The following is a 23,922-nucleotide window of genomic DNA, read 5'->3' on the forward strand; positions in this document are numbered from 1 at the left end:
GTGCCGGCTATGTGAGAGAGGGCCTTGTAAAAGGGGATTGTGGTATGACGTAAAAAAGCCCTCGCGAAGAGGGCTTAGTAGAAAAAGAGAATCAATGGCGATTAGCAGCCTGGGCCACAATCCAAACAATGTTTGATCATGTCTGGACCTAGATGCAACTTGGCGTTCAAATCACGCAGGGCAGTACGTACCCCTTCTTCAATCACCGGGTGATAGAACGGCATGTCCAGCATCTCAGAGATGGTCATCTTATTTTGATGCGCCCAAGCCAGTAAGTGCGCCAAGTGCTCGGCATTTGGACCCATCATTTCAGCGCCAAGGAAGCGACCGGTACCTTGCTCCCCATAGACATGCAATATGCCTTTGTTTCGCAGCATCACACGGGAACGTCCTTGGTTCTCAAACGACACCACACCGGTTTCGAAACAACCACAAGTCCCCAAACGGTGGGTGATCTCGCGGTAGGTTTCACCCACCATCGCAATTTGTGGATCCGAGAACACCGCGGAGATTTTTGAGCGACGTAGGCCGGCACGGATATCAGGGAAGCGACCGGCATTGTCACCGGCAATACGGGCTTGATCGGCGGCTTCATGCAACAGTGGCAGCTGGTTGCTGGCATCACCGGCAATGAAAATCGACGGCACAGACGTTTGCAGTGTGAAGTGATCCGCGACCGGTACACCGCGCTGATCCACCGTCATGCTGGTGTGTTCAATCCCGATTTTATCGACATTCGGACGACGACCGGTGGCAGCCAGTACGTAATCGACGATAAAGGTTTCCAGCTCACCGGCATGGTTGATAAATTGGATTTCCACTTTATCTTCACCATCAATGCGCTTCATGCTTTCGATTTTGACATCGGCATCCAGATAGAACTCTTCTTTGAAGGCTTTATCAGCGTACGCCATGACGGCCGGATCGGTCAGTGGGCCTACTTGGCCACCCAGGCCGAACAGTTTGATGTCTACACCGAGGCGGTGCAGGGCTTGACCCAGTTCAAGGCCAATGACGCCAGGACCAAAGACCGCAACGGCTTGTGGCAAGTCGTCCCAATCAAACACATCATCGTTGATGATCAGGCGATCGCCCAATTCATTCCACACCGCTGGGTAAGCCGGACGCGAACCGGTCGCGATCACGATGCGTTTTGCATGCACAATGGTGTGGTCGTCAACTTGTAGCGTAGTGTCATCAATGAAAGCGGCGTAACCAGACAGTTTGTCTTCAGCCGGAATTTCATCCACCCCTTCCAGCACAAAACCAACAAAGCGGTCACGTTCACGCTTCACGCGATCCATGACTTCACGGCCATTGATCTCGATTTCACCTTGTGGATGAATACCAAAGCCCGGGGCTTTTTCGATGTGGTGAACGCTTTCTGCCGCGGCAATCAGTAGTTTGGAAGGCATGCAACCGACGCGTGCACACGTGGTGCCGTACGGGCCACCTTCAATCATGACGACGCTGTCAGTATGGGCTTTCGCGGCGCGGTAAGCCCCTAACCCTGCGGTACCACCACCAATAACGGCGACATCTACATTCACGTTTTTCATCGAATTCTCTCCACTCGGTGTTGCCAATTTTATGCATCGGGCCTGCGGAACAGGCCCTGAGTTGTTATGGGGTAGGGTTTAGCCTAGGTATACGTCTAGCTCTTCGCTGCCACCGATGTGTTTACCACCGATGAAGACTTGCGGTACGGTGCTGCGACCGGATACGGCACGTAGGCTCACGGTGGTTGCATCTTTACCCAGTACCACTTCTTCGTATTGTAGACCTTTGTCGATCAGCGCCTGCTTCGCTTTTGCACAGAATGGGCAACCCGGCTTGGTGAAGACAGTAATCGACTCTTGCAGTTTGTGCTCTGGTGCGATGTAGCCCAGCATGGTATCGGCATCAGAGACTTTGAACGGGTCGCCTGGTTCGTCGTTTTCGATGAACATTTTTTCAATCACGCCGTTGTTAACCAGCATGCTGTAACGCCATGAACGTGGACCAAAACCAAGGTCAGCTTTTTCTACTAGCATGCCCATACCTTGTGTGAACTCGCCGTTACCGTCTGGGATAAAGGTGATGTTTTCAGCTTCTTGATCTGCTTTCCATGCGTTCATCACGAACGTATCGTTGACAGAAACACACAGGATATCGTCGACGCCGTTTTCAGCAAAGATAGACGCCAACTCGTTGTAGCGAGGTAGGTGGCTAGAAGAACACGTTGGTGTAAATGCGCCTGGTAGGCTGAATACGATCACTTTTTTGTTAGCAAATAGATCGTTAGTCGTTACGTCAACCCACTGATCGTCTTGGCGAGTGTGGAACGTAACCTGTGGAACGGCTTGACCTTCTTTAGATACGAACATAATTAATGCCTCTAAATTTTAAAATATTGTTAGGTAAATATTGCAACCGGAGGATATTACTGCTTGTTGCTCCCTGTTGATGTGATCATTATGGGATTTTTGACTTGATAGCTCTAATCGTTTGCTGCTATGGTTTTGATAGTTTTTACCTATCAACATGGCGCATCGATGAATATTCGGGATCTGGAATACTTGGTTGCTCTGGCAGAGTATCGGCATTTTCGTAAGGCGGCAGAAGCGTGCTTTGTCAGCCAACCCACCTTGAGCGGACAGATCCGCAAACTGGAAACAGAGCTGGGCGCGGTGTTACTTGAGCGCACAAGCCGCAAGGTGCTGTTTACCGATGTGGGATTAACGCTGGTGGAGCAGGCGAAAAAAATCTTGCTGGAAGTGAAGGTACTGACGGAATTGGCCAGCGATCAGGGCGAGAGCATGTCTGGCCCTTTGCATATTGGCTTTATTCCGACGGTTGGGCCGTATTTGCTGCCGCACATTATTCCGCAAGTCAAAGCCCGCTTTCCTGATTTGGAAGTGTTCCTGCATGAAGCGCAAACTCATCAGCTTGTCCCGTTGCTGGATGAGGGGAAGCTCGATTGCGTGATTTTAGCGGCCGTGCAAGAAAGTGAAGCGTTCATTGAATTGCCGCTGTATCACGAGCCGATGGTGTTGGCGGTGCCGGAAGCTCACCCGTGGGCAGATAAAACGAAGTTACCGATGGATGCGTTAAATGGACAAACCCTGTTAATGCTGGGGGATGGCCATTGCCTGCGGGATCAGGCGATGGGGTTCTGTTTTGCCGCAGGGGCGAAAGAAGACGGCAGTTTCCGCGCCACCAGTTTAGAAACCTTGCGTAATATGGTAGCGGCAGGCAGCGGCATGACCTTGTTGCCGCAATTGGCGACCCCGCATGAGCGCGTGCGTGATGGGGTGTGTTATATCCAAGCCTATGATCCGGTGCCAAGCCGTTTGATCACCTTGGCGTATCGTCCGGGCTCACCGCTGAAAGGACGCTATGAGCAGTTGGCGACCTTGATCACTGCCCATTTAGAAGCTGTGTGGCCGAAAACTGCCAATGAGGATGCGGCGATCGGCCTGTAAATGCACGATGCTCGCGGCTGAACGACAGATAAAAAAAGAGCGCCTTTGGGCGCTCTTTTTGTTGGAGCCGTTAGGCTCATACCATTATGACGGAATGAGCCTGACGGTCGGCTTAGAACAATTCGTCTGAGCTGTCTGATTCGAAAATGCCATCAGCACCGGTTTCGCTTACCATCTCTTTCGGCTCAGTGCCGCTTTCAAAGTACTCGAACATGGAGCTGTGATCGGTACGGTTGGTCAGCTTGCCCGTTGCACGGTCAATGCGCACTTGAACGATATCGTCCGGCAGTTGTTTACGCTGCGCAGGCACATCTTCCAACGCTTGCTGCATAAAGTCGATCCATGCCGGTTGCGCGGTTTTCGCCCCGGCTTCGCCGCCTGAGATCTGGTTCTTATCGAGATTGTTGTTCCATGCCGTTCGGCCGAGATCACGGCTGTGATCATCAAAGCCGACCCATGCAGTGGCAACCACCCCTGGACCAAAGCCGGAATACCACGCATCTTTCGAGCTGTTGGTTGTACCGGTTTTACCACCGATATCATGGCGTTTCAGTTTCTGTGCGCGCCAGCCAGTACCGTTCCAACCGGAACCGTGACGCCAATCGCCGCCCCCCCAGATGTTACTTTCCAGCATTTCACGCACGAGGAACGCATTTTGCTCGGTGATCACCTGTGGCGCATAGTTTGGTGTGCCCGCCGCTGGCGTCTGTGTGTTACCCAGTGATTGTTCACTGATAGCGATATCATCCAGTGCCGGATTTGCCGGAGTTGGTGTGCCTGTGGCGCCTTGTTCGCGGCGGCATTCCTTGTTACAGGCAATGCTTGGATCGGCCTGATACACCACGTTGCCATACGGATCTTCGACACGCTCAATAAAGAACGGTTTGACGTAGTAACCGCCATTGGCAAACACGGCATACCCTTGTGCCACTTCAACTGGCGTCAGGCTACCCGCACCCAGTGCCAGTGGTTCTGCACGAGGCAAATCTTTCTTTTTGAACCCGAAGCGAGTGAGGTAGTTAATGGTTTCATCCAAACCGACACTTTGCAGCACGCGTACTGCCATGACGTTCTTCGACTGAGCCAAGCCCTGACGGACAAGGGTAGGGCCGTTGTACGTTGGCGGTGAGTTTTTTGGACGCCATGAGGTGCCCATGCTCTGATCCCAACGGTTAATCGGCGCATCGTTGACCAAGGTCGCCAGCGTCATGCCGTTATCCAGTGCGGCTGAGTAGATGAACGGCTTGATGGCCGACCCCACTTGGCGAATAGACATCGTGGCACGGTTAAACTTGCTATGAATGAAGTTAAAGCCGCCCACCATAGCTTTCACGGCACCGTCTTGTGGTGACATGGCGACAAACGCGGTATTGGCATCCGGCACCTGACTCAGTCCCCATGTCTCACCTTTTGGTTGAATCCAGATCTGCTGGCCGGCAGCGAGAATATCAGCCGCTGATTTTGGCGCAGGACCTTGACGGTTGTCAGAAATGAACTTACGCGCCCACTTCATGCTATCCCACTCAAGGGTATGGGTTTGGTCGTCTTTGGCTTGTACCGTGGCCGTTTTGCCTTTCACTTGCGTCACCACCGCTGGCATTAAATCGCCATAGGTCGGCTGCTTAGCAAGGTGAGCCGCAATATCACTGCTTTGCCATGCGGGCTCACCTTTCTTCCATAGGGTTTCTACCGCACCGCGGAAACCGTGGCGTTGGTCATAACCCAGCAGGTTATTGATCGCGGCTTGTTGCGCAGCAATTTGCATGTGCGAATCGGCCGTGGTGTAGATACGCATGCCAGAGGTATAGGCCGCATCACCGTAACGTTCCACCATCCATGAACGGGCTTGCTCGGCAAAGTAAGGCGCGCTTAATTCAATCTCAGCACCGTGGTAGCGAGCCACAATTGGCTCATTACGGGCTTGATCGTATTCACTCTGCGTGATGTAGCCTTCATCCAGCATACGACTGAGTACCACATTGCGACGCGTAGTGGCACGATCAACCGAATAGATAGGGTTCATGGTAGAAGGGGCTTTCGGTAAACCGGCAATAATAGCGATTTCGCTGAGCGTTAGCTGGCCGACTTCTTTACCAAAGTAGACTTGTGCAGCCGCGCCGACACCGTAGGCGCGGTAACCCAGATAAATCTTATTGAGATATAACTCTAAGATTTCATCTTTTGTTAGCAGTTGCTCGATATGGATTGCGATAAAAATCTCTTTGATTTTTCGCATGATCTTCTTTTCATTCGTGAGGAAGAAGTTACGAGCGAGCTGTTGGGTGATGGTACTGGCCCCTTGTTTCGCTGAGCCTGATGTCACGACCACGAACGCGGCACGTGCAATCCCGATGGGATCGATGCCTGGGTGGTCGTAATAACGACTGTCTTCCGTGGCAATAATCGCATGGATCAGTTGCGGGGGGATTTGATTAAGGGGGAGCGGAATGCGACGTTTCTCACCAAATTGTGAGATCAGTTTGCCGTCCGCACTGAAAACTTGCATCGGAGTCTGTAATTCAACATTTTTTAACGTTGCCACATTTGGGAGTTCTGGCTTTACATAAAGATAAAAGCCAAAAATTGTGGTGACTCCAAGAATAATGCAAATCAATGCAAAAATGAGTAGCCGCTTTATGAACTTCACTTGAGATTTCCCGTTACACCAACATTCGAGCGTTCAATATACTGCAACCAAGAGTATAAAGGTAACCTATGGAAAATTAACGCTATAACTTGGTGTTTGATTTAAGTAACAATTTTGCTTTTCCGTCTAAAGGGAGCATAGCACGGTATGTTTCGGAACCCACTAACAATTGGGATTGATATTGGTCACCACAGCGTCAAAGCCGTGGTGTTACGACAGAAGAAGGCGCGGCTCGAATTGGCGGCCTTTGCCGAGGTGGTGTTACCGGCATCTGTTGTTAACGAGCAGCATAGCGTGAACACCCCTGCCTTGTTGTCAGCAATGCGTAAATTAAAAAAGAGTTTACCGTTTGGGGCCAAGAACGTTGTTCTCGCGCTGCCAGACAGTGCCGTGATCAGCAAGGTCATTCAGTTGGATACCAACTTGAGTGACGATGAGTCGGTGTTTGCGGTAGAACAAGCGCTGAGTGCGTCATCCCCCTTTCCCATTGAAGAATTACGCTTAGACTTTTTTCCCTTGGCCTCACAATCCTTTTCGCAGCCCGCGCAGACCCAACCGGTTCAAGTGTTTGCGGCCCGACGTGAAACCGTCGACAGCCGTGTTGAGGCCATTCGCAAAGCGAAGTTGACGCCCAAAGTGGTTGAGTTGCAAACCCATGCGCTGCTCTGGCTCGAAGAATACGTGGCAGAGCAGCAGAACATGTCCGGTCAGTGGGGCGTGGTGAATGTGGGGAAATCGCGCACCGAGTTTTGCGTGAAGCCAGCAGGCAGCGCCGCGTACCACCGCGAGCTGGCCTTTGGGTGTCAGGCATTGCAAGGGGTTGATATGCATAAAAGCGATGACGAGAGCCCCCGCTTAGCCGTTTCCGCCGAACAGGCTGAGCAGTTTACCAAGCAATTAGTCGATGGCTTGAAACGTCAGTTACAGCTGTATAACTCCACCCATCCGCGCGCGGCCTTGCAAGGCTTGTGGTTGTGTGGCGGCGGACAAAGTGTGGTAGTCAGCGACATGCTAGAGCGCATGTTAGGGTTGGAAGTGCGTTGGTTGCATCCCTTCGCTTCGTTTGAACGCGATCAGAAAATGGAGATAGCGCTTGAGCAAGGCAGTTTCGGTCAGTATGCCGTTGCGGCAGGCTTGGCGCTGCGAGGAGGGGAGTCATCGTGATAGCAAAACTGAATTTACTGCCCTGGCGTGATGAAAAAAAGAAGCGCCATCAGGAACGATTTTGGACCCTTTTAGCCGGTAGTGCAGGTTGTGCATTACTGGCGCTTTGGCTTGCCAGCAGTTTAATTGGGCGCCAGCAAGACATGCAACAAGCCCGCAATACGCAGCTCAAGCAAGAAGTCGCGGTGTTAGAGAAACGCCTGGCTTTGCTGCCTGAGTTGGATCGCCAGCGCGATGCGTTGATCAAACGTCTGGCAGTGATCACCGATATTCAAAAAGGGCGCAACCACGTAACGCGCCTGCTTAGCTTGTTGCCGAGTGTCGTGCCGCAAGGGGTGTACTTGGATGATATGTCGATGGCGGGCAGTCATGTGAAGATCAATGGGATCGGTGATTCCAATGGCCGTTTGGCCACGCTGTTGTCCAACGGTGAACAGTCAGAATGGCTGGGACAGGTGGGCATGCACTCGATCGTTGTCAATAAAGACAAACCGCAGGAACAGAAAGAGTTTAAGGCCTCGTTCTCATTACTGTCGCCTGATGTGGTTGCCGCGAAGTCATCACAGGAGCAGTCACACGACCTGCAAGCTAACCAGCACGGAGGCGTAAATGAGTAATTGGCAAGATCTTGAACTGGACGAAATCACAGAGTGGCCTCTGCAGGCGCAAGCCTTGGTGGCAGGACTGTTCGCCATGTTGATTGCCGCAGTCGGCTATTGGTACTGGCTGTCGCCGATGCAAGATGAGTTAGAGCGCTTTAAGCAAACAGAAGTGGAATTGCGTCAGCAAGTGGTTCGCCGAGCGAACCAAGTGGCGGCATTACCGCAGGTGAAGCAGCAGATTGAAGAGCTTAAAGATCGCTATCAGCACGTCGTCGAGCAGCTACCGGAAGAAGAAGAATTAGCCAGCTTATTGGCGGATGTCAATGACATAGGTATCCGTAACGGCTTGGAATTTCAACGCATTGAGTGGGCGCCACGGGTTGAGCATCCGCTGTATTTTGAATTGCCGATTAGCATTGTGTTGACTGGGAAATACGAAGATATCGGCAATTTTTCTGCCGATATTGCACATTTACCCCGCATCGTGACACTGAATGACATCGATTTAGAACGCACCAAAAACGCGGGACGTGGTCATGCCTCTCGCATGACTGAGCGTACTGAGTTGTTATCGCTAAAAGTGTCAGCAACAACCTATCGCTTTAAAGCACCGGTGGGTACGACATCGGTTGAGGGGGAACAATGAGCAGGGTACGCGCAGCCAGTTTAACCGTATTGGTGAGCTTGCTCATGGGGTGTCAGGCCAATGATGACTCCATTTCACAGTTTATTGCACAGGCGCATGAACAGGCTAAAGCCGATGTGGAGCCGCTCGCTGAGCAGTCCTCGTTTATGGCGGAAGCGTTTGTGATGACCAGTTCACGGGTGCCATTTTTAAAACCGCGTCCGGAACGGGGGGAGCCCGTAGAGGGTGAGACACATGCCTGTTGGCAGCCCGCACCAAGAAAACAACAATCACCACTGGAAAGTTTCCCGTTAGGCCAGCTGAGTATGCGCGGTGTAATGGGTGACAATAATCTGCTTTGGGGATTGGTGTACACACCGGAAGGCAAACTGATAAAAGTGCGGGAGGGTTATTACCTCGGCCTGAATCATGGGAAGATTTTAAAGGTGAGCCCGAAGAGTATTGACATCGAGGAGATTCTGCCGGATGGCGAGGGATGTTGGCTGAAACGGCCGATGAAACTTACGCTGGTTAAGCAGGACAAGGCAGTTTAGTGAAGAGAATGAAATTATGACAAGGAAAGCATCGCAATATTTTGGGTTCTGGAAACTCGGCTTCAGTTGGCTGTTGCTCTTGGCGTTAACGGCAGGCTCTTCTGCGTTTGCCGCCACCGCCAATCAGGTGAAGAATCTGGACTTTACCCGTAATGGTCAGGGAGACGGGATACTCAAAGTGGAACTCAGTGACACGCGTTCAGTGGTGGACATGCGTCGTTCAGGGAAGCAACTGTATGTGGAATTGCACGATACCAATATCGCCGATGACATGATTTATGTACTCGATGTGAAAGACTTTGCAACCCGCGTGAACACGGTGGAATCGTTCCGTACCGACCGAGGCGTGCGCTTGGTTTTGACCATGAATGGCGGTTTTGAGTACGACTATGCGTCGAAAGGCAAGCTATTAGAAGTACGCGTTCAGGCGCCCGCGAAGAAAGCGGCGGCCAAGAATGCCTCGAAAATTACGTATAACAGCAAACCGATTTCAATCAACTTCCAGGACGTACCCGTGCGTAACGTCTTACAGCTGATTGCGGAATACAACGATTTCAACCTGGTGGTATCGGACACCGTTGAAGGGAACCTGACGCTGCGTTTGGATGACGTGCCTTGGCAACAAGTGCTGGATATCATTTTGGACGCCAAAGGCTTGGACAAGCGTGAGCAAGGCTCTGTCGTGATGATTGCGCCCAAAGAAGAGCTGGCGCGCAATGAACGTCAGGAACTGGAAGCGAAGCGTAAAGAAGAAGAGTTATCCTCACTGCGTTCTGAAATCATTACCATTAACTACGCCAAAGCGAGCGAGCTGGGTGAGCTGTTAATGAGTGAGGGTGATAGTGATGTGAGTATGCTGTCTGATCGTGGTTCGTTGCACATTGATGAGCGAACTAACTCACTCATTATCAATGATATTCCTGAAGTTCTGGATAACATTCGTGACATCGTGACCGCGTTGGATGTGCCCGTGAAGCAGGTACAGATTGAAGCACGTATCGTGACGATTGATGAAGGGGATATCGATGAGTTGGGTGTGCGTTGGGGGATTTTAAGTACCGACGGTAACAATACCATTGGTGGCTCGGTCGAAAGTAACTTGAACTCTGCAGGTTTGCTGGAAGATGGCGCTACGGTGGATGATTTCTTGAATGTGAATTTGGCAGCGACGAAAGCCGGCGCCTCAAGCATTGCATTCCAAGTGGCCAAAATTGGCGATGTTCTGCTAGATTTGGAATTGTCTGCATTGCAGTCTGAACAGAAAGCAGAAATTATCTCAAGTCCTCGACTGATGACCACCAACAAGAAAATGGCGTATATCGAGCAGGGTACTGAAATTCCTTACCTTGAAGCGTCATCAAGCGGTGCTGTGTCTGTGAGCTTCAAGAAAGCGGTCTTGAGCTTAATGGTGACGCCGCAAATCACGCCTGACGGTAAATTGGTGCTCGATTTGGTCGTGACCCAAGACCGTAAAGGGGAGACGGTACAAACAGGGACAGGCGAAGCAGTTGCCATTAGTACCCAGCGTATCGGTACCCAAGTGTTGGTGAACAATGGTGAAACAGTGGTGCTCGGGGGGATCTATCAGCACTCATTGAATAATACAGTTCGAAAAGTACCACTATTGGGTGATTTACCGGTATTGGGCGCCCTGTTCCGTCACAAATTGGATGAACTGGCGAAGCGTGAACTGCTTATTTTTGTCACACCTAAGATCGTCTATCAGTAAGATATTTTGATTCAACCCGGGGCGTACAGGCAACCTCTGTGCCCTCGGGGAGAATAAATCCCCACCTAGCTATTGCCAAAGGCAGTCTTGTCCTGAGATAATTTTCGGTCTTATCACGAATTAAAAGTGAGGAAGTTGGCGCCTCGGGCTTGTTTAATGAAAGCCTGCGGGCGGTGTCGTTTTATTAACCGCGCGTAAAATTTGCTAAAAATGGCTGAAAAACGAAATATTTTCCTGGTCGGCCCAATGGGTGCCGGCAAAAGTACCATCGGTAGACACCTTGCTCAGCAGCTGCATATGGAATTCTTTGACTCTGATACTGAGATTGAAGATCGCACAGGCGCAGACATTAGCTGGGTTTTTGATGTTGAAGGCGAAGCGGGTTTCCGTATCCGTGAAGAAAGCGTCATTGATGACCTGACTCAGGAGCAAGGCATTGTACTTGCAACGGGTGGGGGTTCAGTAATGAGCAAAGAAAGCCGTAACCGTCTGTCTGCTCGTGGTATCGTTGTATACCTTGAAACAACGATTGAGAAACAATTGGCACGTACTCAGCGTGATAAAAAGCGTCCTTTACTACAAACAGATACACCACGTGAAGTACTGGAAGCATTGGCTGACGAGCGTAATCCCCTGTATGAAGAAGTCGCTGACTATGTCGTACGTACTGATGATCAGAGTGCGAAAGTAGTCGCTAACCAAATCATCAAGATGCTTGAAGAGCGTTAATCAAAAAAACAGAGAGGCTGGCCATGGAACGGATCACCGTCGATCTCGGAGAGAGAAGTTACCCCATCTCCATTGGCGCCGAGTTATTTAATAACCCGGCGTTATTTTCCCCCGCACTATCTGCCCAGCAACGCGTTGTTGTGATCAGCAACGAAACGGTTGCACCTCTTTATGCCGATCAGATCATGCATACGTTGCAAAGCTTGTGCCGTGATATCGCGTTACTGTCATTGCCAGATGGAGAGCAGTACAAATCCCTCGATACGTTCAACCAAATCATGACGTTTTTGCTGGAAGGCAATTATGGCCGTGATACGGTGATTGTAGCGCTTGGTGGCGGCGTGATTGGCGATGTGGTTGGCTTTGCGGCGGCCAGTTTTCACCGTGGTGTTGATTTTTTACAAGTCCCGACAACGTTGTTGTCACAGGTCGATTCTTCCGTTGGCGGAAAAACGGCCGTGAACCATCCGTTGGGTAAAAACATGATCGGGGCGTTTTACCAGCCTCAAGCGGTTGTGATTGATACCCAGTGTTTGCATACGTTGCCGGCCCGTGAATTTGCGGCAGGTATCGCGGAAGTGATCAAATACGGCATCATTGCTGATGCCCCGTTTTTTGCTTGGCTTGAGCAGAACATCGAGAAATTGCAGGCGTTGGATGCAGAAGCACTCAACTATGCGATCAAACGTTGCTGTCAGCTTAAAGCCGATGTGGTCGCGGCGGATGAAAAAGAATCCGGTGTGCGCGCATTGCTGAATTTGGGCCATACCTTTGGTCATGCAATTGAAGCACAAATGGGGTATGGCAACTGGCTTCATGGCGAAGCGGTTGCCGCGGGCACCGTGCAGGCTGCACGTACAGCCCAATTGCAGGGACTACTCTCAGAGGCCGACGTGGTGCGTATTATCCGTTTATTGGAAAAAGCGCAGTTACCGGTACGCGGTCCAGAGGGCATGTCTTTTGATGCTTACATGAAACATATGATGCGGGATAAAAAGGTGCTGGCTGGCCAGTTACGTTTCATCCTGCCTACTGCGATTGGTCGTGCGCAAGTGGTGGCTGGGGTACCAGAAACCGTCTTGCGTCAGGCTATTACCGCCTAACGCTGTCAGTTCTGATGCGTACGGGTACCTTTCCTTATGCGCTGGATCTGGAGTCTCAGATCCAGTTGCTTTCTCGTCTGCAATTTCTGACCCGTTTTAGTACTAATTTAATCCAAGTGACTGGCCCAGAAGGGGCAGGAAAAACATGGCTTTCCCAACGTTACCTTGAACAATGGGCGGCTGTGCCACAACAAGCCTTATTATTGTGTCATCCCCAGCAAACCGACGCGCAACACCGCGCCTTTCTGTTACAGCAACTTGTGCCCAAAGCGGTATTTAATGAACACGATCCCATCGTCGACAGCATAGCGCGGATTTTTTCGTATGTTGCGGTCAATATGGTGATTGTCATTGATGATGCCCACCATTTAAGCCCTGCGATCGTGGCAGAGCTGTGGGTGCTTGTTCAGCAAGCTCGTGAGTTGAAACATTGGCAAATCAATGTGCTGCTGTTTGGTTATCCGAACCGACTGGACACGTATCTGGAAAAGATCACCCACGGGCAAGATACTCGGGCGCTGGATGTTGAGATCGCACCGCTATCGAATGAGGAAGCGTTGGCGTTTGTCGATGCGTGCGTCACGAAAGGGGATGAAGATGTGCAGCAGCGACGTGCTACCAAAGCACGTATTACCCAATGTGCCCCTTGGCCAGGTGCCTTGATGAAGTTAGAACAGGGAGAATCTCAGAATATGGATGCACAACGTACTCGTCGCCCATCCCCGTTAACCATGCTTATCGGAGTGATGGCATTGTTCGCCGTCGTGATGGGGGGGTGGTTTCTCTCTCCTGAGCCGGCGGACTCCATGACGGTGACAACGCCAGTGGTGGAGCAAACATCGGTATTAGAACAGGCAACAGCATTGCCACACACAGTCGCATCCGACGAGGGATCCGCGTTATCACCATCTTCTTCAGCGGTACAAGATGACACCGCGAGTTTGCCTCCAGAAATGCACTTAGAAGGCCTAACGGTCGGGCGCAGTGATGACAACCCGCGTTTAGTGGTGCCATCGGATGTGGTGGATGCCATGTTGGATGAGCAGCACGTCGGTGGCAGTGGTGAGCATGCTGCGGCAGCCCTGACATCCCCACAGATGGATTCTGCGACGGAAACGACAGAGTCAGTACCGGCACCAATGCCAGAGCCGTCTCCTGAACCCGCGCCGACTGCCGTGCCTGTTGCCTCAGTGACACTGGATACCGTTTCGCCAGTGGCAGAGCCTGTTAGCCGGGTTGAACTGGGGCATGAGTTGCGCGAGGTGCCACCGGCCCACTACGCCTTGCAACTCGCGGCCATGCAGTCAATCGCCGTCGCGCGTAATTTTATCGATGAATATGAAATCCACGATTTAGCTGTCGCGTATGAGACCCTGCGTAACGATCGCCTCTGGTACATCATTGTGACGGGCAATTACCCGGATATGCAAACGGCGCGTCAAGCCGAGCAGCGCTTGCCTGCCAACGTGCGCGCCTTGAAACCGTGGGTGAAGTCTTACGGGCAAATTCACCGTGAAATGGACCGGGCCAAATAACTGCCGAGCGTCTGAGATATTTCCCTGTTAGCGGTATCAGTAGCGATAGGAAATGGTGTACAATCCGCCACCTTTCGTTACAAAGTCGGTATTGGTGGTCAGCTGAATGAAAAAGCATCGTGCATTCCTGAAATGGGCTGGGGGGAAATATTCTCTGGTTGAGGAAATCGAGCGCCATCTGCCACCTGCGCGTAAATTGGTCGAGCCTTTTGTCGGGGCCGGCTCTGTCTTTTTGAATACAGATTTTGAACAGTACCTGTTGGCAGATATCAATCCGGATTTGATCAACTTGTACAACATTATCAAAGAGCAACCTGAACAGTATATTCGCGACAGCAAGGCGCTTTTTACCCAAGAATATAATCAGAAAGGCGCTTATCTTGAGATCCGTGACGCGTTTAATCGCACGGATGATCCTTATACCCGCTCACTGTATTTTCTGTATATGAACCGGCATGGTTTTAATGGCCTGTGCCGTTATAACAAAAAAGGCGGCTTTAATGTGCCGTTTGGTTCGTACAAAAAACCGTACTTCCCGGAAGATGAAATATACTTCTTCTCGGAAAAATCCAAGCGTGCCACGTTTGTGTGTGAAGGTTATCAACAGACCTTTTCTCGTGCGCGTAAGGGCTGTGTGATCTACTGTGATCCACCGTATGCGCCGTTATCAACGACCGCAAACTTCACCTCGTACGCTGGCAATGGCTTTAGCTTGGATGATCAAGCTGCCTTGGCTGATGCCGCAGAGCGTGCGGCGAATGAGCGTGATATTCCGGTCTTGATCTCGAACCATGACACTACGTTGACCCGTCGTCTGTACCACGGTGCGGATCTGTCAGTGGTGAAAGTGAAGCGTACCATTAGCCGTAATGGCAGCGGGCGTAATAAGGTCGATGAACTGTTGGCACTGTTTAAGCCAGCAGAAAAATGATCCTGATGTCATGATCGAAAGACGCCATATTCTGGCGTCTTTTCTGTTTCTATCGAGCTTATGTTCACGGTGTTCCTACCTTTGAACCTCAACTTCCCATTCCCCATTCCCCATTCCCCATTCCTGTTTATGTCCCAGCGACGACCCATTGGCTGAACGCCACTAATATTCCCACAAATAGCGCAATGGCCACGACACCGATGACCACATAGGGCCAGACACGGTGTTGGCTAAAATCCGCGTGCCGATGCTGTTCGGACTGCACGCCGAATAAGGCGCCCAGCACACTTTTGAGTACCTGACGTAATGACGGTAACGGGCGGTTTGATTGTCGCATAGGCGCTCCATGGGGCTTTCTTTCAGTGTAGTTGAGCGGGCTGTGTTTGAGGTCTCCTTAGAAAACGGTTAAGACATCGCTAGGGGGATCGGGTAGAATTGCCGCGATTTCCGATAACGTTTTCGTATGTACCGAATAGAGGCTGAACATGAAGGACTTTTTGATCGCTCCATCGATTTTATCTGCAGATTTTGCGCGTCTTGGCGAGGATGTAGAGAAAGTATTGGCTGCGGGGGCTGATGTCATACACTTTGACGTGATGGACAATCATTACGTACCGAACCTGACGTTTGGTGCGCCAATCTGCCAAGCATTGCGCGACTACGGCATCACGGCCCCGATTGATGTGCACCTGATGGTAAAACCTGTTGATCGTATTATTCCTGATTTCGCCAAAGCGGGCGCGACCATGATCACCGTGCACGCAGAAGCGACCGATCACCTTGATCGCACCTTGCAGTTGATCAAAGAGTGCGGTTGTCAGGCGGGTGTGGTGTTTAACCCTGCGACCCCGCTGCACTACTTAGATTACATCATGGACAAGGTTGACATGATTTTGTTGATGTCCGTGAACCCAGGCTTTGGTGGCCAGTCCTTCATCCCAAGCACGCTGGATAAACTGCGTGAAGTGCGCCAGCGTATCGATGCGTCTGGCCGTGCGATCCGTCTGGAAATTGATGGCGGCGTGAAAGTGGATAATATCCGTGAAATCGCGGAAGCGGGTGCCGATATGTTCGTGGCCGGTTCAGCGATTTTCAGCCAGCCGGATTACAAAGTTGAAATTGATAAGATGCGTGCCGAATTGGCCAAGGTAACACGTTAAGATGAAACAGATTGAAGGCATCACATTCATTGCGTTTGATCTCGATGGCACACTGCTCGACAGTGTGCCGGACTTGGCGGATGCGGCGGATAAAACCATGCATGCCCTTGGGCGAGAAGGCGTGACGGTTGAGCAAGTCACCACATGGATCGGCAACGGTGCGGATATCCTGATCGGCCGCGCATTAAGCCGCAGTATTGAGGTGGATCCGGATCTGGACCCCGCTCTGCACCGCGACGCGCGCCAATTGTTTGATCGTTTTTACGAAGAAGGCGGTCACCAGAAGAGTGCGCTCTACCCAGGGGTGAAAGCGACGTTGGCGGCGTTCCATGCGGCGGGTATCCCCATGGCGATTGTCACCAATAAACCTGCGCAGTTTGTTCCACATTTGCTGGAACAGCATGACATCGCCGACTATTTCGTGGATGTTATTGGTGGCGATACTTTTCCATTGAAAAAGCCGGATCCGTTTGCGCTTAACTGGTTATTGGAAAAACACCAATTACACGCGGAACAGATGTTGATGGTCGGGGATTCCCGTAATGACATCTTGGCGGCCAAAGCGGCGGCATGTTATGTTGTCGGGCTGACTTACGGTTATAACTATGGCCAGCCGATCAGTGCCAGTGAGCCAGATATTGTCTTGGATCACTTTAGTCAGTTGACTGAAGTGGTTACACTAGGGCACTAGTACAGGTGACCGCCTGCGGCACCCTTCATGTAGAATCGAATACAGCAGCGTCGGGCTGCTGTTTTGCTGAGTGACAGAGGAAAATCTCATCATGACCAAACCCATTGTATTAAGTGGCGTCCAGCCTTCAGGTGAATTAAGTATTGGTAACTATCTGGGTGCGCTGCGTCAGTGGGAGCAGATGCAGGATGATTACGATTGCCAGTACTGCGTGGTGGATTTGCACGCCATCACCGTGCGCCAAGATCCAAAAGCCTTGTATGAAGCCACGCTGGATGCGCTAGCGATCTGCTTGGCAGTAGGCGTGACACCTGAGAAAAGTACACTGTTTGTTCAGTCACACGTGCCTGAGCATGCGCAGTTAAGCTGGGCACTGAACTGCTACACCCAAATGGGTGAGCTGAGCCGTATGACCCAGTTCAAAGACAAATCTGCCCGTTATGCGAATGACGTGAATGCCGGTCTGTTCAGCTACCCTGTGTTGATGGCCGCTGATATTCTGTTGTACGGCGCACACCAAGTGCCGGTCGGTAACGATCAGAAGCAGCACCTTGAACTGGCGCGTGATATCGCGACCCGTTTCAACAACATCTACTCACCTGAGCAGCCAATCTTCACCATCCCTGAGCCTTACATCCCAAGCGTGAATGCACGCGTGATGAGCCTGCAGGATGCGACGAAGAAAATGTCCAAGTCGGATGATAACCGTAAGAACGTGATCACCTTGCTGGAAGAGCCGAAGTCGATCATCAAAAAGATCAACAAGGCGCAGACCGATGCAGAAACCCCACCACGCATTGCCCATGATGTGACCAACAAAGCAGGTATCTCGAACCTGATGGGTCTGTACTCAGCGGCAACCGGTATGAGCTACGCGGAAATCGAAGCACAATACGCGGGCGTGGAAATGTACGGTCCGTTCAAGAAAGACGTCGGTGAAGCCTTGGTGGCGATGTTAGAGCCTATCCAAGCAGAATACCGCCGCATCCGTGCTGACCGTGCGTATATGGACAGCGTGATGAAAGTCGGAGCAGAAAAAGCCTCTGCGCGCGCGGCTGTGACGTTGAAGAACGTGTACGAAGCGATCGGGTTTGTGGCGCGCCCATAAGTATCCACGCGAAAGCATGTTGACGAAAACCGGCGGATTGCCGGTTTTTTTTCGCCAGTACTTGCCTTTCTGAGGGGCTACTGCAAAATAGGCCGCTGTCATGTTGAGGAAGCGGTGGTACTCATGCTATTGATGATCGATAACTACGATTCATTTACCTACAATCTGTATCAATATTTCTGTGAGTTAGGGGCAGACGTGCAGGTGGTGCGCAATGATGAGATCGATCTGGCTGGGATTGAAGCCCTTGCACCGTCTCATCTGGTTATCTCTCCGGGACCGTGTACCCCGAATGAAGCCGGGATCTCACTGGCGGCCATTCGGCATTTTGCCGGTAAACTGCCTATCCTCGGTGTGTGTCTGGGACATCAGGCCATCGCCCAAGTATTTGGCGGCGACGTGGTCCGGGCGCGGCAAGTGATGCACGGGAAAACCTCGGCCATTCGCCATACGCAAAACTACCTGTTTACCGATCTTAACGAACCGCTGACGGTGACCCGTTACCATTCGCTGGTGGTCAAAGCCGATACCCTGCCGGATTGCTTTACGGTGACGGCATGGAGCGAGCGTGACGGTGAACCTGATGAAATCATGGGGATCGTTCATAACACCTTGCCCATTGAAGGTGTGCAGTTTCATCCTGAAAGCATCCTGACCGAGCAAGGCCATCAGTTGTTGGCTAACTTCCTGCGTCGCACGATCTGATTACCTCTTCAACACCGTGTTTTTTAGGCAGTTGATTGTGCTGCCTGTTGGTTTAACCCCGTGCTTCATCTCCTCCTAATTTGCTTCTTTTCCTACTGAATGCCTGCATTTATGCGTGAAAATGGCCAAGATAGCGCGTGATCACATGCCATATTGTGGCACCTCTTCCTTTTTCTTCTTTGCTTCTCGGCCTCTTATCGAGCTGAGCAATTATTCACTTCCTTACCGTTGGGCACGCTATTTCCTCAAAGGAAATACAGTTTGTCTTTTTTTGGTCTTAATAACTTTGCCATAAAAACGCATAACTATGTACATCGTAGGGATTAACCTCGTCGCGTGCAGAAAATAAAAACATAATCTGCTATTGGAATTGGTTAATAAAATGTAAATACTGTGTTTAAGGCAGTGAACAAAGAAGGATACGACAATGGAAAAGGAACAGACGGTAGATCGTCAGGTGTTTGATGAGGTGATGGTGCCGTGTTACGCACCGATGCAAATCATCCCGGTAAAAGGCCAAGGGGCGACAGTCTGGGATCAGGCCGGCCGAGATTATATCGACTTTGCCGGCGGGATCGCCGTCAGCTGTTTGGGGCATTGTCACCCAGTAATGGTGCAGGCGTTGACTGCGCAAGCTGAGCAGTTGTGGCATGTTAGTAATGTCATGACCAACGAGCCGGCACTGCGTCTGGCCCGTTTACTGACCGAACACAGCTTTGCCGACAAGGTGTTCTTTGCCAATTCCGGCGCCGAAGCCAATGAAGCGGCGCTGAAACTGGCTCGTCGCTATGCCGCAGACACCGCTGGACCGGAAAAATCCGAAATCATCGCCTTCACCCAAGGCTTCCATGGCCGTACTTTTTTCACTGTGACGGTGGGGGGGCAAGCCGCCTATTCTGACGGCTTTGGCCCGAAACCGGGCGATGTGACCCACCTGCCGTATAACGATCTTGCCGCTTTGGCAGCCCACATGTCATCTCGCACCTGTGCGGTGATGATGGAACCGCTGCAAGGGGAAGGGGGCATCATCGCGCCGGATCCCGCGTTTGTGCAAGGGGTGCGTGATCTGTGTGATCAGCACAATGCCTTACTGGTCTTCGATGAAGTACAAACCGGCAATGGCCGTACCGGCGATTTTTATGCCTACCAAGGGTTAGGGATCACGCCGGATATCCTGAGTACCGCCAAATCGCTTGGCGGCGGTTTCCCCATTGGTGCCATGCTGACGACGACAGCGTTGGCGGCGCACATGAAAGTGGGCACGCACGGCTCGACCTATGGGGGTAACCCATTGGCCTGTGCCGTCGCTGAAGCGGTGGTGCGTACCGTTGCTGATCCTGACTTCTTGGCCGGTGTCAAAGCGCGTGAACACTGGTTCCGAGAGGCGTTGCAGGACATCAATGGTCGCTATCCGATGTTCGGTGACATTCGTGGTAAAGGTTTGTTATTGGGGGCGGCGCTGAACAGTGATTATCAAGGCCGCGCCCGTGATGTGCTTGTTGCCGCAGGGGAGGAAGGGGTGATGGTACTGGTGGCGGGGCCGGATGTGGTGCGGTTTACCCCGTCGCTGGCGATCAGCCGTGAAGAATTCAACGAAGGGATGGCGCGATTGGAACGTGCCATTGCCAAGGTATACGCACAACCGCAATAAGTGCCTCATATAATAAGCACCCCAAATGAATGGGCATGGGCGAGCATGCAGGACGCATTGTTACCCATGCCTCCGCCGTGTCGGGCGACAATGAGCACTCAAGCAATGCGCCTTTATGGGCATCAGGAGGGAAGACGATGCTAGTGATTCGACCGATTACCGCCAATGATTTACCCGCATTGATGCAATGTGCGGAGGCATCTGGCCATGGGTTTACCTCGTTGCCGGTTAACGAAGAGATCTTGGCGGCCCGCATTCAACATTCCGAAGACAGCTTTGCTAAAGCGGTGATCCAACCGGGGCCGGAAGGGTACCTGATGGTGGCCGAAGATACCGAGACCGGTGAGATAGCCGGTACGACCGCCATTGAAGCGGCCGTGGGGCTCGACAGCCCCTTTTATACCTACCACCTCAGCACGGTAGTGCACTCATCACAGCGTTTGAATGTGCACAACGTGGTGAAAATCCTCACCTTTGGCAATGACTACACTGGCGTGAGTGAGTTATGTACCTTGTTCTTACGTCCCGAATGGCGCGTCGGCATGAATGGCCGCTTGTTATCGAAATGCCGTTTCTTAATGCTGGCGCAGCACACTGAACGCTTTGACCGCACCGTGATCGCGGAAATGCGTGGCGTGTCTGATGAAGCCGGTAACTCGCCGTTTTGGGATTGGTTGAAAGCCCATTTCTTCTCGATTGACTTCACCTTAGCCGATTATCTGACGGGGATAGGTAAGAAAGGTTTCATTGCTGATTTGATGCCTAAGCTGCCGATTTACGTCAATTTGCTCAGCCCAGAAGCGCAGGCGGTGATCGGGGAAGTCCATGACAATACCCGCCCGGCGTTGCGTTTGTTGGAGAAAGAAGGCTTTAGCTGTCGCGGCTATGTCGACATCTTTGACGCTGGCCCGACCGTTGAATGCGAACTGCGCAATATTGAATCGGTACGCCATTCACAACAGTGTCAGGTGGTGATTGGTGACCCTCAACACGGAAAAGATTGCGTGATCAGCAATACTTCGTTTACTGGGTTTCGGGCCGTGGTGGGGCCGGTGTCTATCGCTGGGCCGGAAGCGGGCGCGCAAGCCGTGATCCGTGCCGACATGGCCGCCGCGTTGCAGGTAAAGCAAGGCGATCCGATCCGTTTGATTGTTCAATAAGGAGACGTGTTATGACGCAATGGATAGCAGGACATTGGCTCGCAGGCGAAGGCGAAGCCATGGTGTCGCTGAACCCGTTTACCGAGCAACCGGTCTGGCAAGGCCACGCGGCGACGCCAGCCCAAGTGGAAGCGGCGGTGGCCAGTGCCCGCGATGCCTTGCTGGCGTGGCGCCATACGTCATTGTCGGACAGGCAGGCGTGGGTAGAGCGTTTTGCCCAGCTGGTTGAAGCCAACAAAGAAACGCTCGCCACCGTGATTGCAGAGGAAACCGGTAAGCCGTTGTGGGAAAGCCGCACCGAGGTGGGCGCCATGGTCGGTAAGATTGCGATTTCATTGCGTGCCTATCACGAGCGTACTGGCGAAAAACAGAAGGCGATAGGCACAACACAGGCGGTGCTGCGGCATCGCCCCTTAGGGGTGATGGCGGTCTTTGGCCCCTATAATTTCCCAGGCCATTTGCCGAACGGCCACATTGTGCCTGCGTTGTTAGCGGGCAATACCGTGGTCTTTAAACCTTCAGAGCAGACGCCCAAGGTCGCGGAAATCACGATGACATTGTGGCAGCAAGCAGGATTGCCGGATGGGGTGATCAATTTGGTGCAAGGCGGACGGGCAACAGGAGAAGCTTTGGCGCAGTCATCCGGCATTGATGGGCTGTTGTTTACCGGCAGTGCACACACGGGTCACCTGCTGCACCGTCAGTTTGCCGGTCACCCAGAGAAAATGTTGGCACTGGAAATGGGCGGCAATAACCCCTTGGTGGTGTCACCGCACTATGGCGACTTGGACGCCACTGTCTACACTATTATTCAGTCGGCGTTTTTAAGTGCCGGTCAACGTTGTACCTGTGCACGCCGATTGTATGTGCCGCGTGGAGAGGAAGGGGAGCAGTTGGTGGCGCGTTTAGTAACGTTAACGCAGCAGCTGCATATCGATGGGCCTTTTGCGTCCCCAGCGCCGTTTATGGGGCCACAAATATCCGTGGCCGCCGCCGATCGTATCGTGCAAGCCGAAGCGGACTTAGTGGCATTAGGGGGAAACAGCCTGCTAACCGCCACGCGCGGGCAAGGGGCGATCGTGACGCCTGCGATCATCGATGTGACTGCCGTCGTGGCGCTGCCGGATGAAGAGTATTTTGGTCCCTTGTTGCAGGTCGTGCGTTATGACACGTTGGCAGACGCCGTGACGTTGGCCAATGCCACCCGCTTTGGGTTATCCGCCGGGTTGATCTCGACCGACGATCCGGAATGGGCGTATTTTCTCGATCATATTCGCGCTGGGATCGTGAACCGTAACCGACCGTTGACCGGTGCCAGTGGCGATGCACCGTTCGGTGGGCCGGGGGCATCGGGTAACTTACGCCCGAGTGCGTATTATGCTGCCGATTACTGTGCCTATCCCATGGCATCGATGGAAGGGGCGCACCCCGAGTTGCCCGCCCAGCCGATCCCTGGCATGGGGAGCGACCTAAACCGCGAAATAGACAGCGAATAGACAGCGAGTGATGTCACCTTGTGAGGAGGGGATGAGATGGAACGGGTAGTGCAATTGTTTGATAATTTGTGGCAAGACTATGTGCAGCGGTTATGCCCGTCGGCGCAAGAGGTACATGACTTGCTGACGGAAGAAGAGCCGCTGCACAATGATCACATCGCATTGCGGACGTTTAATTTACCCAAAGTCGGGTTAGACCGACTTGCCGCGCCCTTCATTGCGATCGGGTATAAGCCGATGGGGAAATACCATTTTGACGGGAAAAAGCTCTATGCCGAGCATTTTGAGCACCCTAATCCCCTTGCGCCGAAAGTGTTCATCAGTGAATTGATGGTGGGGCAATTCAGTGCTTTGTTCCAAGAAACCGTACGGGATTTGATTGAGCAGGTGCCGGAATCGGTGATGCGGGATCCGTCGTTCTTGTTTGGTGGGCGAGTTTGGGATTTGGACTACGCCACCTATGAGTTGCTGTATGCGGAAAGCGAATATGCGGGGTGGTTGGCCGCACACGGCTTTGGCGCGAACCATTTTACTGTCAGCATTAATCACCTTGAACAATTTACTGAGGTGGCAGAAGTGAACCATCTGCTGCAACACAATGGGTTTACTATTAATGCGTCAGGCGGTGAAGTGAAAGGGTCGCCTGCGGTGATGCTGGAGCAGTCAGCGACCTTGGCCGATCAGGTCGATGTAGGCTTTATCGATGGGGTATACACCATTCCCGGTGGCTTTTATGAGTTTGCCAAACGTTATCCGACCGCTGAGGGCGAAGCGTTGTATTCGGGGTTTGTGGAAGCGTCAGCCGATAAGATCTTCGAAAGCACTGATGTGCCTGTGATGGCCAGAGAGCCGTAGCCATACGAGAAAT

Annotated in this window: 22 protein-coding genes; 18 read left to right on the forward strand and 4 right to left on the reverse strand. The window is 52.1% G+C overall.

Annotated elements, in window-relative coordinates:
• Positions 1-101 precede the first annotated feature (101 nt).
• Positions 102-1,559 carry a dihydrolipoyl dehydrogenase gene (locus L4C36_RS01320; protein WP_428475979.1) on the reverse strand — a complete coding sequence of 486 codons (1,458 nt, stop codon included), beginning with the start codon at positions 1,557-1,559 and terminating at the stop codon, positions 102-104.
• A gap of 78 nt (positions 1,560-1,637) precedes the next feature.
• Positions 1,638-2,366: a glutathione peroxidase gene (locus tag L4C36_RS01325; protein WP_428475980.1), complete on the reverse strand. Its 729-nt coding sequence runs from the start codon at positions 2,364-2,366 to the stop codon at positions 1,638-1,640.
• 168 nt (positions 2,367-2,534) lie between these two features.
• On the opposite strand from L4C36_RS01325, the gene oxyR reads away from it, so the two are divergent.
• A complete protein-coding gene (gene oxyR / locus L4C36_RS01330) occupies positions 2,535-3,464 on the forward strand; it encodes a DNA-binding transcriptional regulator OxyR (RefSeq protein ID WP_428475981.1) in 930 nt (309 codons plus the stop codon).
• 112 nt (positions 3,465-3,576) lie between these two features.
• Here the strand turns inward: oxyR and L4C36_RS01335 are convergent, their stop codons facing one another.
• Positions 3,577-6,111 (reverse strand): penicillin-binding protein 1A, encoded by a 2,535-nt coding sequence (locus tag L4C36_RS01335; protein WP_428475982.1) that lies wholly within the window; start codon positions 6,109-6,111, stop codon positions 3,577-3,579.
• A 147-nt stretch (positions 6,112-6,258) separates the two neighbouring features.
• On the opposite strand from L4C36_RS01335, the gene pilM reads away from it, so the two are divergent.
• The 9 genes from pilM to L4C36_RS01380 all read left to right on the forward strand — a co-directional run bounded on the left by pilM (position 6,259) and on the right by L4C36_RS01380 (position 15,083).
• Complete coding sequence (pilM, locus tag L4C36_RS01340) at positions 6,259-7,275, forward strand: type IV pilus biogenesis protein PilM (RefSeq protein ID WP_428475983.1); 1,017 nt, start codon at positions 6,259-6,261, stop codon at positions 7,273-7,275.
• The gene (locus L4C36_RS01345; RefSeq protein ID WP_428475984.1) at positions 7,272-7,892 is read left to right on the forward strand and encodes a PilN domain-containing protein; all 621 of its coding nucleotides are present in this window, start codon (positions 7,272-7,274) and stop codon (positions 7,890-7,892) included. Before pilM ends, L4C36_RS01345 begins: the two co-directional genes overlap by 4 nt.
• Entirely contained in the window at positions 7,885-8,523 is a 639-nt protein-coding gene (locus L4C36_RS01350) for a type IV pilus inner membrane component PilO (RefSeq protein ID WP_428475985.1), read from the forward strand. The genes L4C36_RS01345 and L4C36_RS01350 overlap by 8 nt, the downstream gene beginning before the upstream one ends.
• Complete coding sequence (locus tag L4C36_RS01355; protein ID WP_428475986.1) at positions 8,520-9,056, forward strand: pilus assembly protein PilP; 537 nt, start codon at positions 8,520-8,522, stop codon at positions 9,054-9,056. The genes L4C36_RS01350 and L4C36_RS01355 overlap by 4 nt, the downstream gene beginning before the upstream one ends.
• Before the next feature lie 16 nt (positions 9,057-9,072).
• Positions 9,073-10,785 carry a type IV pilus secretin PilQ gene (locus L4C36_RS01360; RefSeq protein ID WP_428475987.1) on the forward strand — a complete coding sequence of 571 codons (1,713 nt, stop codon included), beginning with the start codon at positions 9,073-9,075 and terminating at the stop codon, positions 10,783-10,785.
• A gap of 210 nt (positions 10,786-10,995) precedes the next feature.
• Entirely contained in the window at positions 10,996-11,514 is a 519-nt protein-coding gene (gene aroK / locus L4C36_RS01365; protein ID WP_428475988.1) for a shikimate kinase AroK, read from the forward strand.
• A 23-nt stretch (positions 11,515-11,537) separates the two neighbouring features.
• On the forward strand, positions 11,538-12,617 hold the full coding sequence (aroB, locus tag L4C36_RS01370; RefSeq protein ID WP_428475989.1) for a 3-dehydroquinate synthase: 1,080 nt from the start codon (positions 11,538-11,540) through the stop codon (positions 12,615-12,617).
• 14 nt (positions 12,618-12,631) lie between these two features.
• A complete protein-coding gene (locus tag L4C36_RS01375; protein ID WP_428475990.1) occupies positions 12,632-14,152 on the forward strand; it encodes an AAA family ATPase in 1,521 nt (506 codons plus the stop codon).
• Positions 14,153-14,258: 106 nt separating this feature from the next.
• Positions 14,259-15,083, forward strand: coding sequence for a Dam family site-specific DNA-(adenine-N6)-methyltransferase (locus tag L4C36_RS01380; RefSeq protein ID WP_428475991.1), 825 nt, complete (start codon positions 14,259-14,261; stop codon positions 15,081-15,083).
• Between the two features lie 127 nt (positions 15,084-15,210).
• On the opposite strand, the gene L4C36_RS01385 is transcribed toward L4C36_RS01380, so the two are convergent.
• Positions 15,211-15,420 (reverse strand): DUF2970 domain-containing protein, encoded by a 210-nt coding sequence (locus L4C36_RS01385; protein WP_428475992.1) that lies wholly within the window; start codon positions 15,418-15,420, stop codon positions 15,211-15,213.
• 148 nt (positions 15,421-15,568) lie between these two features.
• Here L4C36_RS01385 and rpe point away from each other — a divergent pair, with 148 nt between their 5' ends.
• The 8 genes from rpe to L4C36_RS01425 all read left to right on the forward strand — a co-directional run bounded on the left by rpe (position 15,569) and on the right by L4C36_RS01425 (position 23,909).
• Positions 15,569-16,243, forward strand: a complete 675-nt coding sequence (gene rpe, locus L4C36_RS01390; RefSeq protein WP_428475993.1) for a ribulose-phosphate 3-epimerase — start codon at positions 15,569-15,571, stop codon at positions 16,241-16,243.
• Between the two features lies 1 nt (position 16,244).
• Positions 16,245-16,934, forward strand: a complete 690-nt coding sequence (locus L4C36_RS01395; protein ID WP_428475994.1) for a phosphoglycolate phosphatase — start codon at positions 16,245-16,247, stop codon at positions 16,932-16,934.
• A gap of 91 nt (positions 16,935-17,025) precedes the next feature.
• Positions 17,026-18,042 carry a tryptophan--tRNA ligase gene (trpS, locus tag L4C36_RS01400; RefSeq protein WP_428475995.1) on the forward strand — a complete coding sequence of 339 codons (1,017 nt, stop codon included), beginning with the start codon at positions 17,026-17,028 and terminating at the stop codon, positions 18,040-18,042.
• A 123-nt stretch (positions 18,043-18,165) separates the two neighbouring features.
• Positions 18,166-18,747, forward strand: a complete 582-nt coding sequence (locus L4C36_RS01405) for an aminodeoxychorismate/anthranilate synthase component II (protein ID WP_428475996.1) — start codon at positions 18,166-18,168, stop codon at positions 18,745-18,747.
• Between the two features lie 427 nt (positions 18,748-19,174).
• Complete coding sequence (locus tag L4C36_RS01410; protein ID WP_428475997.1) at positions 19,175-20,398, forward strand: aspartate aminotransferase family protein; 1,224 nt, start codon at positions 19,175-19,177, stop codon at positions 20,396-20,398.
• Between the two features lie 137 nt (positions 20,399-20,535).
• Positions 20,536-21,558 (forward strand): arginine N-succinyltransferase, encoded by a 1,023-nt coding sequence (astA, locus tag L4C36_RS01415; RefSeq protein WP_428476038.1) that lies wholly within the window; start codon positions 20,536-20,538, stop codon positions 21,556-21,558.
• Between the two features lie 11 nt (positions 21,559-21,569).
• Positions 21,570-23,054 carry a succinylglutamate-semialdehyde dehydrogenase gene (gene astD / locus L4C36_RS01420; RefSeq protein ID WP_428475998.1) on the forward strand — a complete coding sequence of 495 codons (1,485 nt, stop codon included), beginning with the start codon at positions 21,570-21,572 and terminating at the stop codon, positions 23,052-23,054.
• A 36-nt stretch (positions 23,055-23,090) separates the two neighbouring features.
• On the forward strand, positions 23,091-23,909 hold the full coding sequence (locus L4C36_RS01425; protein ID WP_428475999.1) for a DUF1338 domain-containing protein: 819 nt from the start codon (positions 23,091-23,093) through the stop codon (positions 23,907-23,909).
• Positions 23,910-23,922: the final 13 nt, after the last annotated feature.

The organism is Photobacterium japonica, assembly GCF_050337005.1.
In the GTDB taxonomy this organism is placed as follows: domain Bacteria; phylum Pseudomonadota; class Gammaproteobacteria; order Enterobacterales; family Vibrionaceae; genus Photobacterium; species Photobacterium japonica.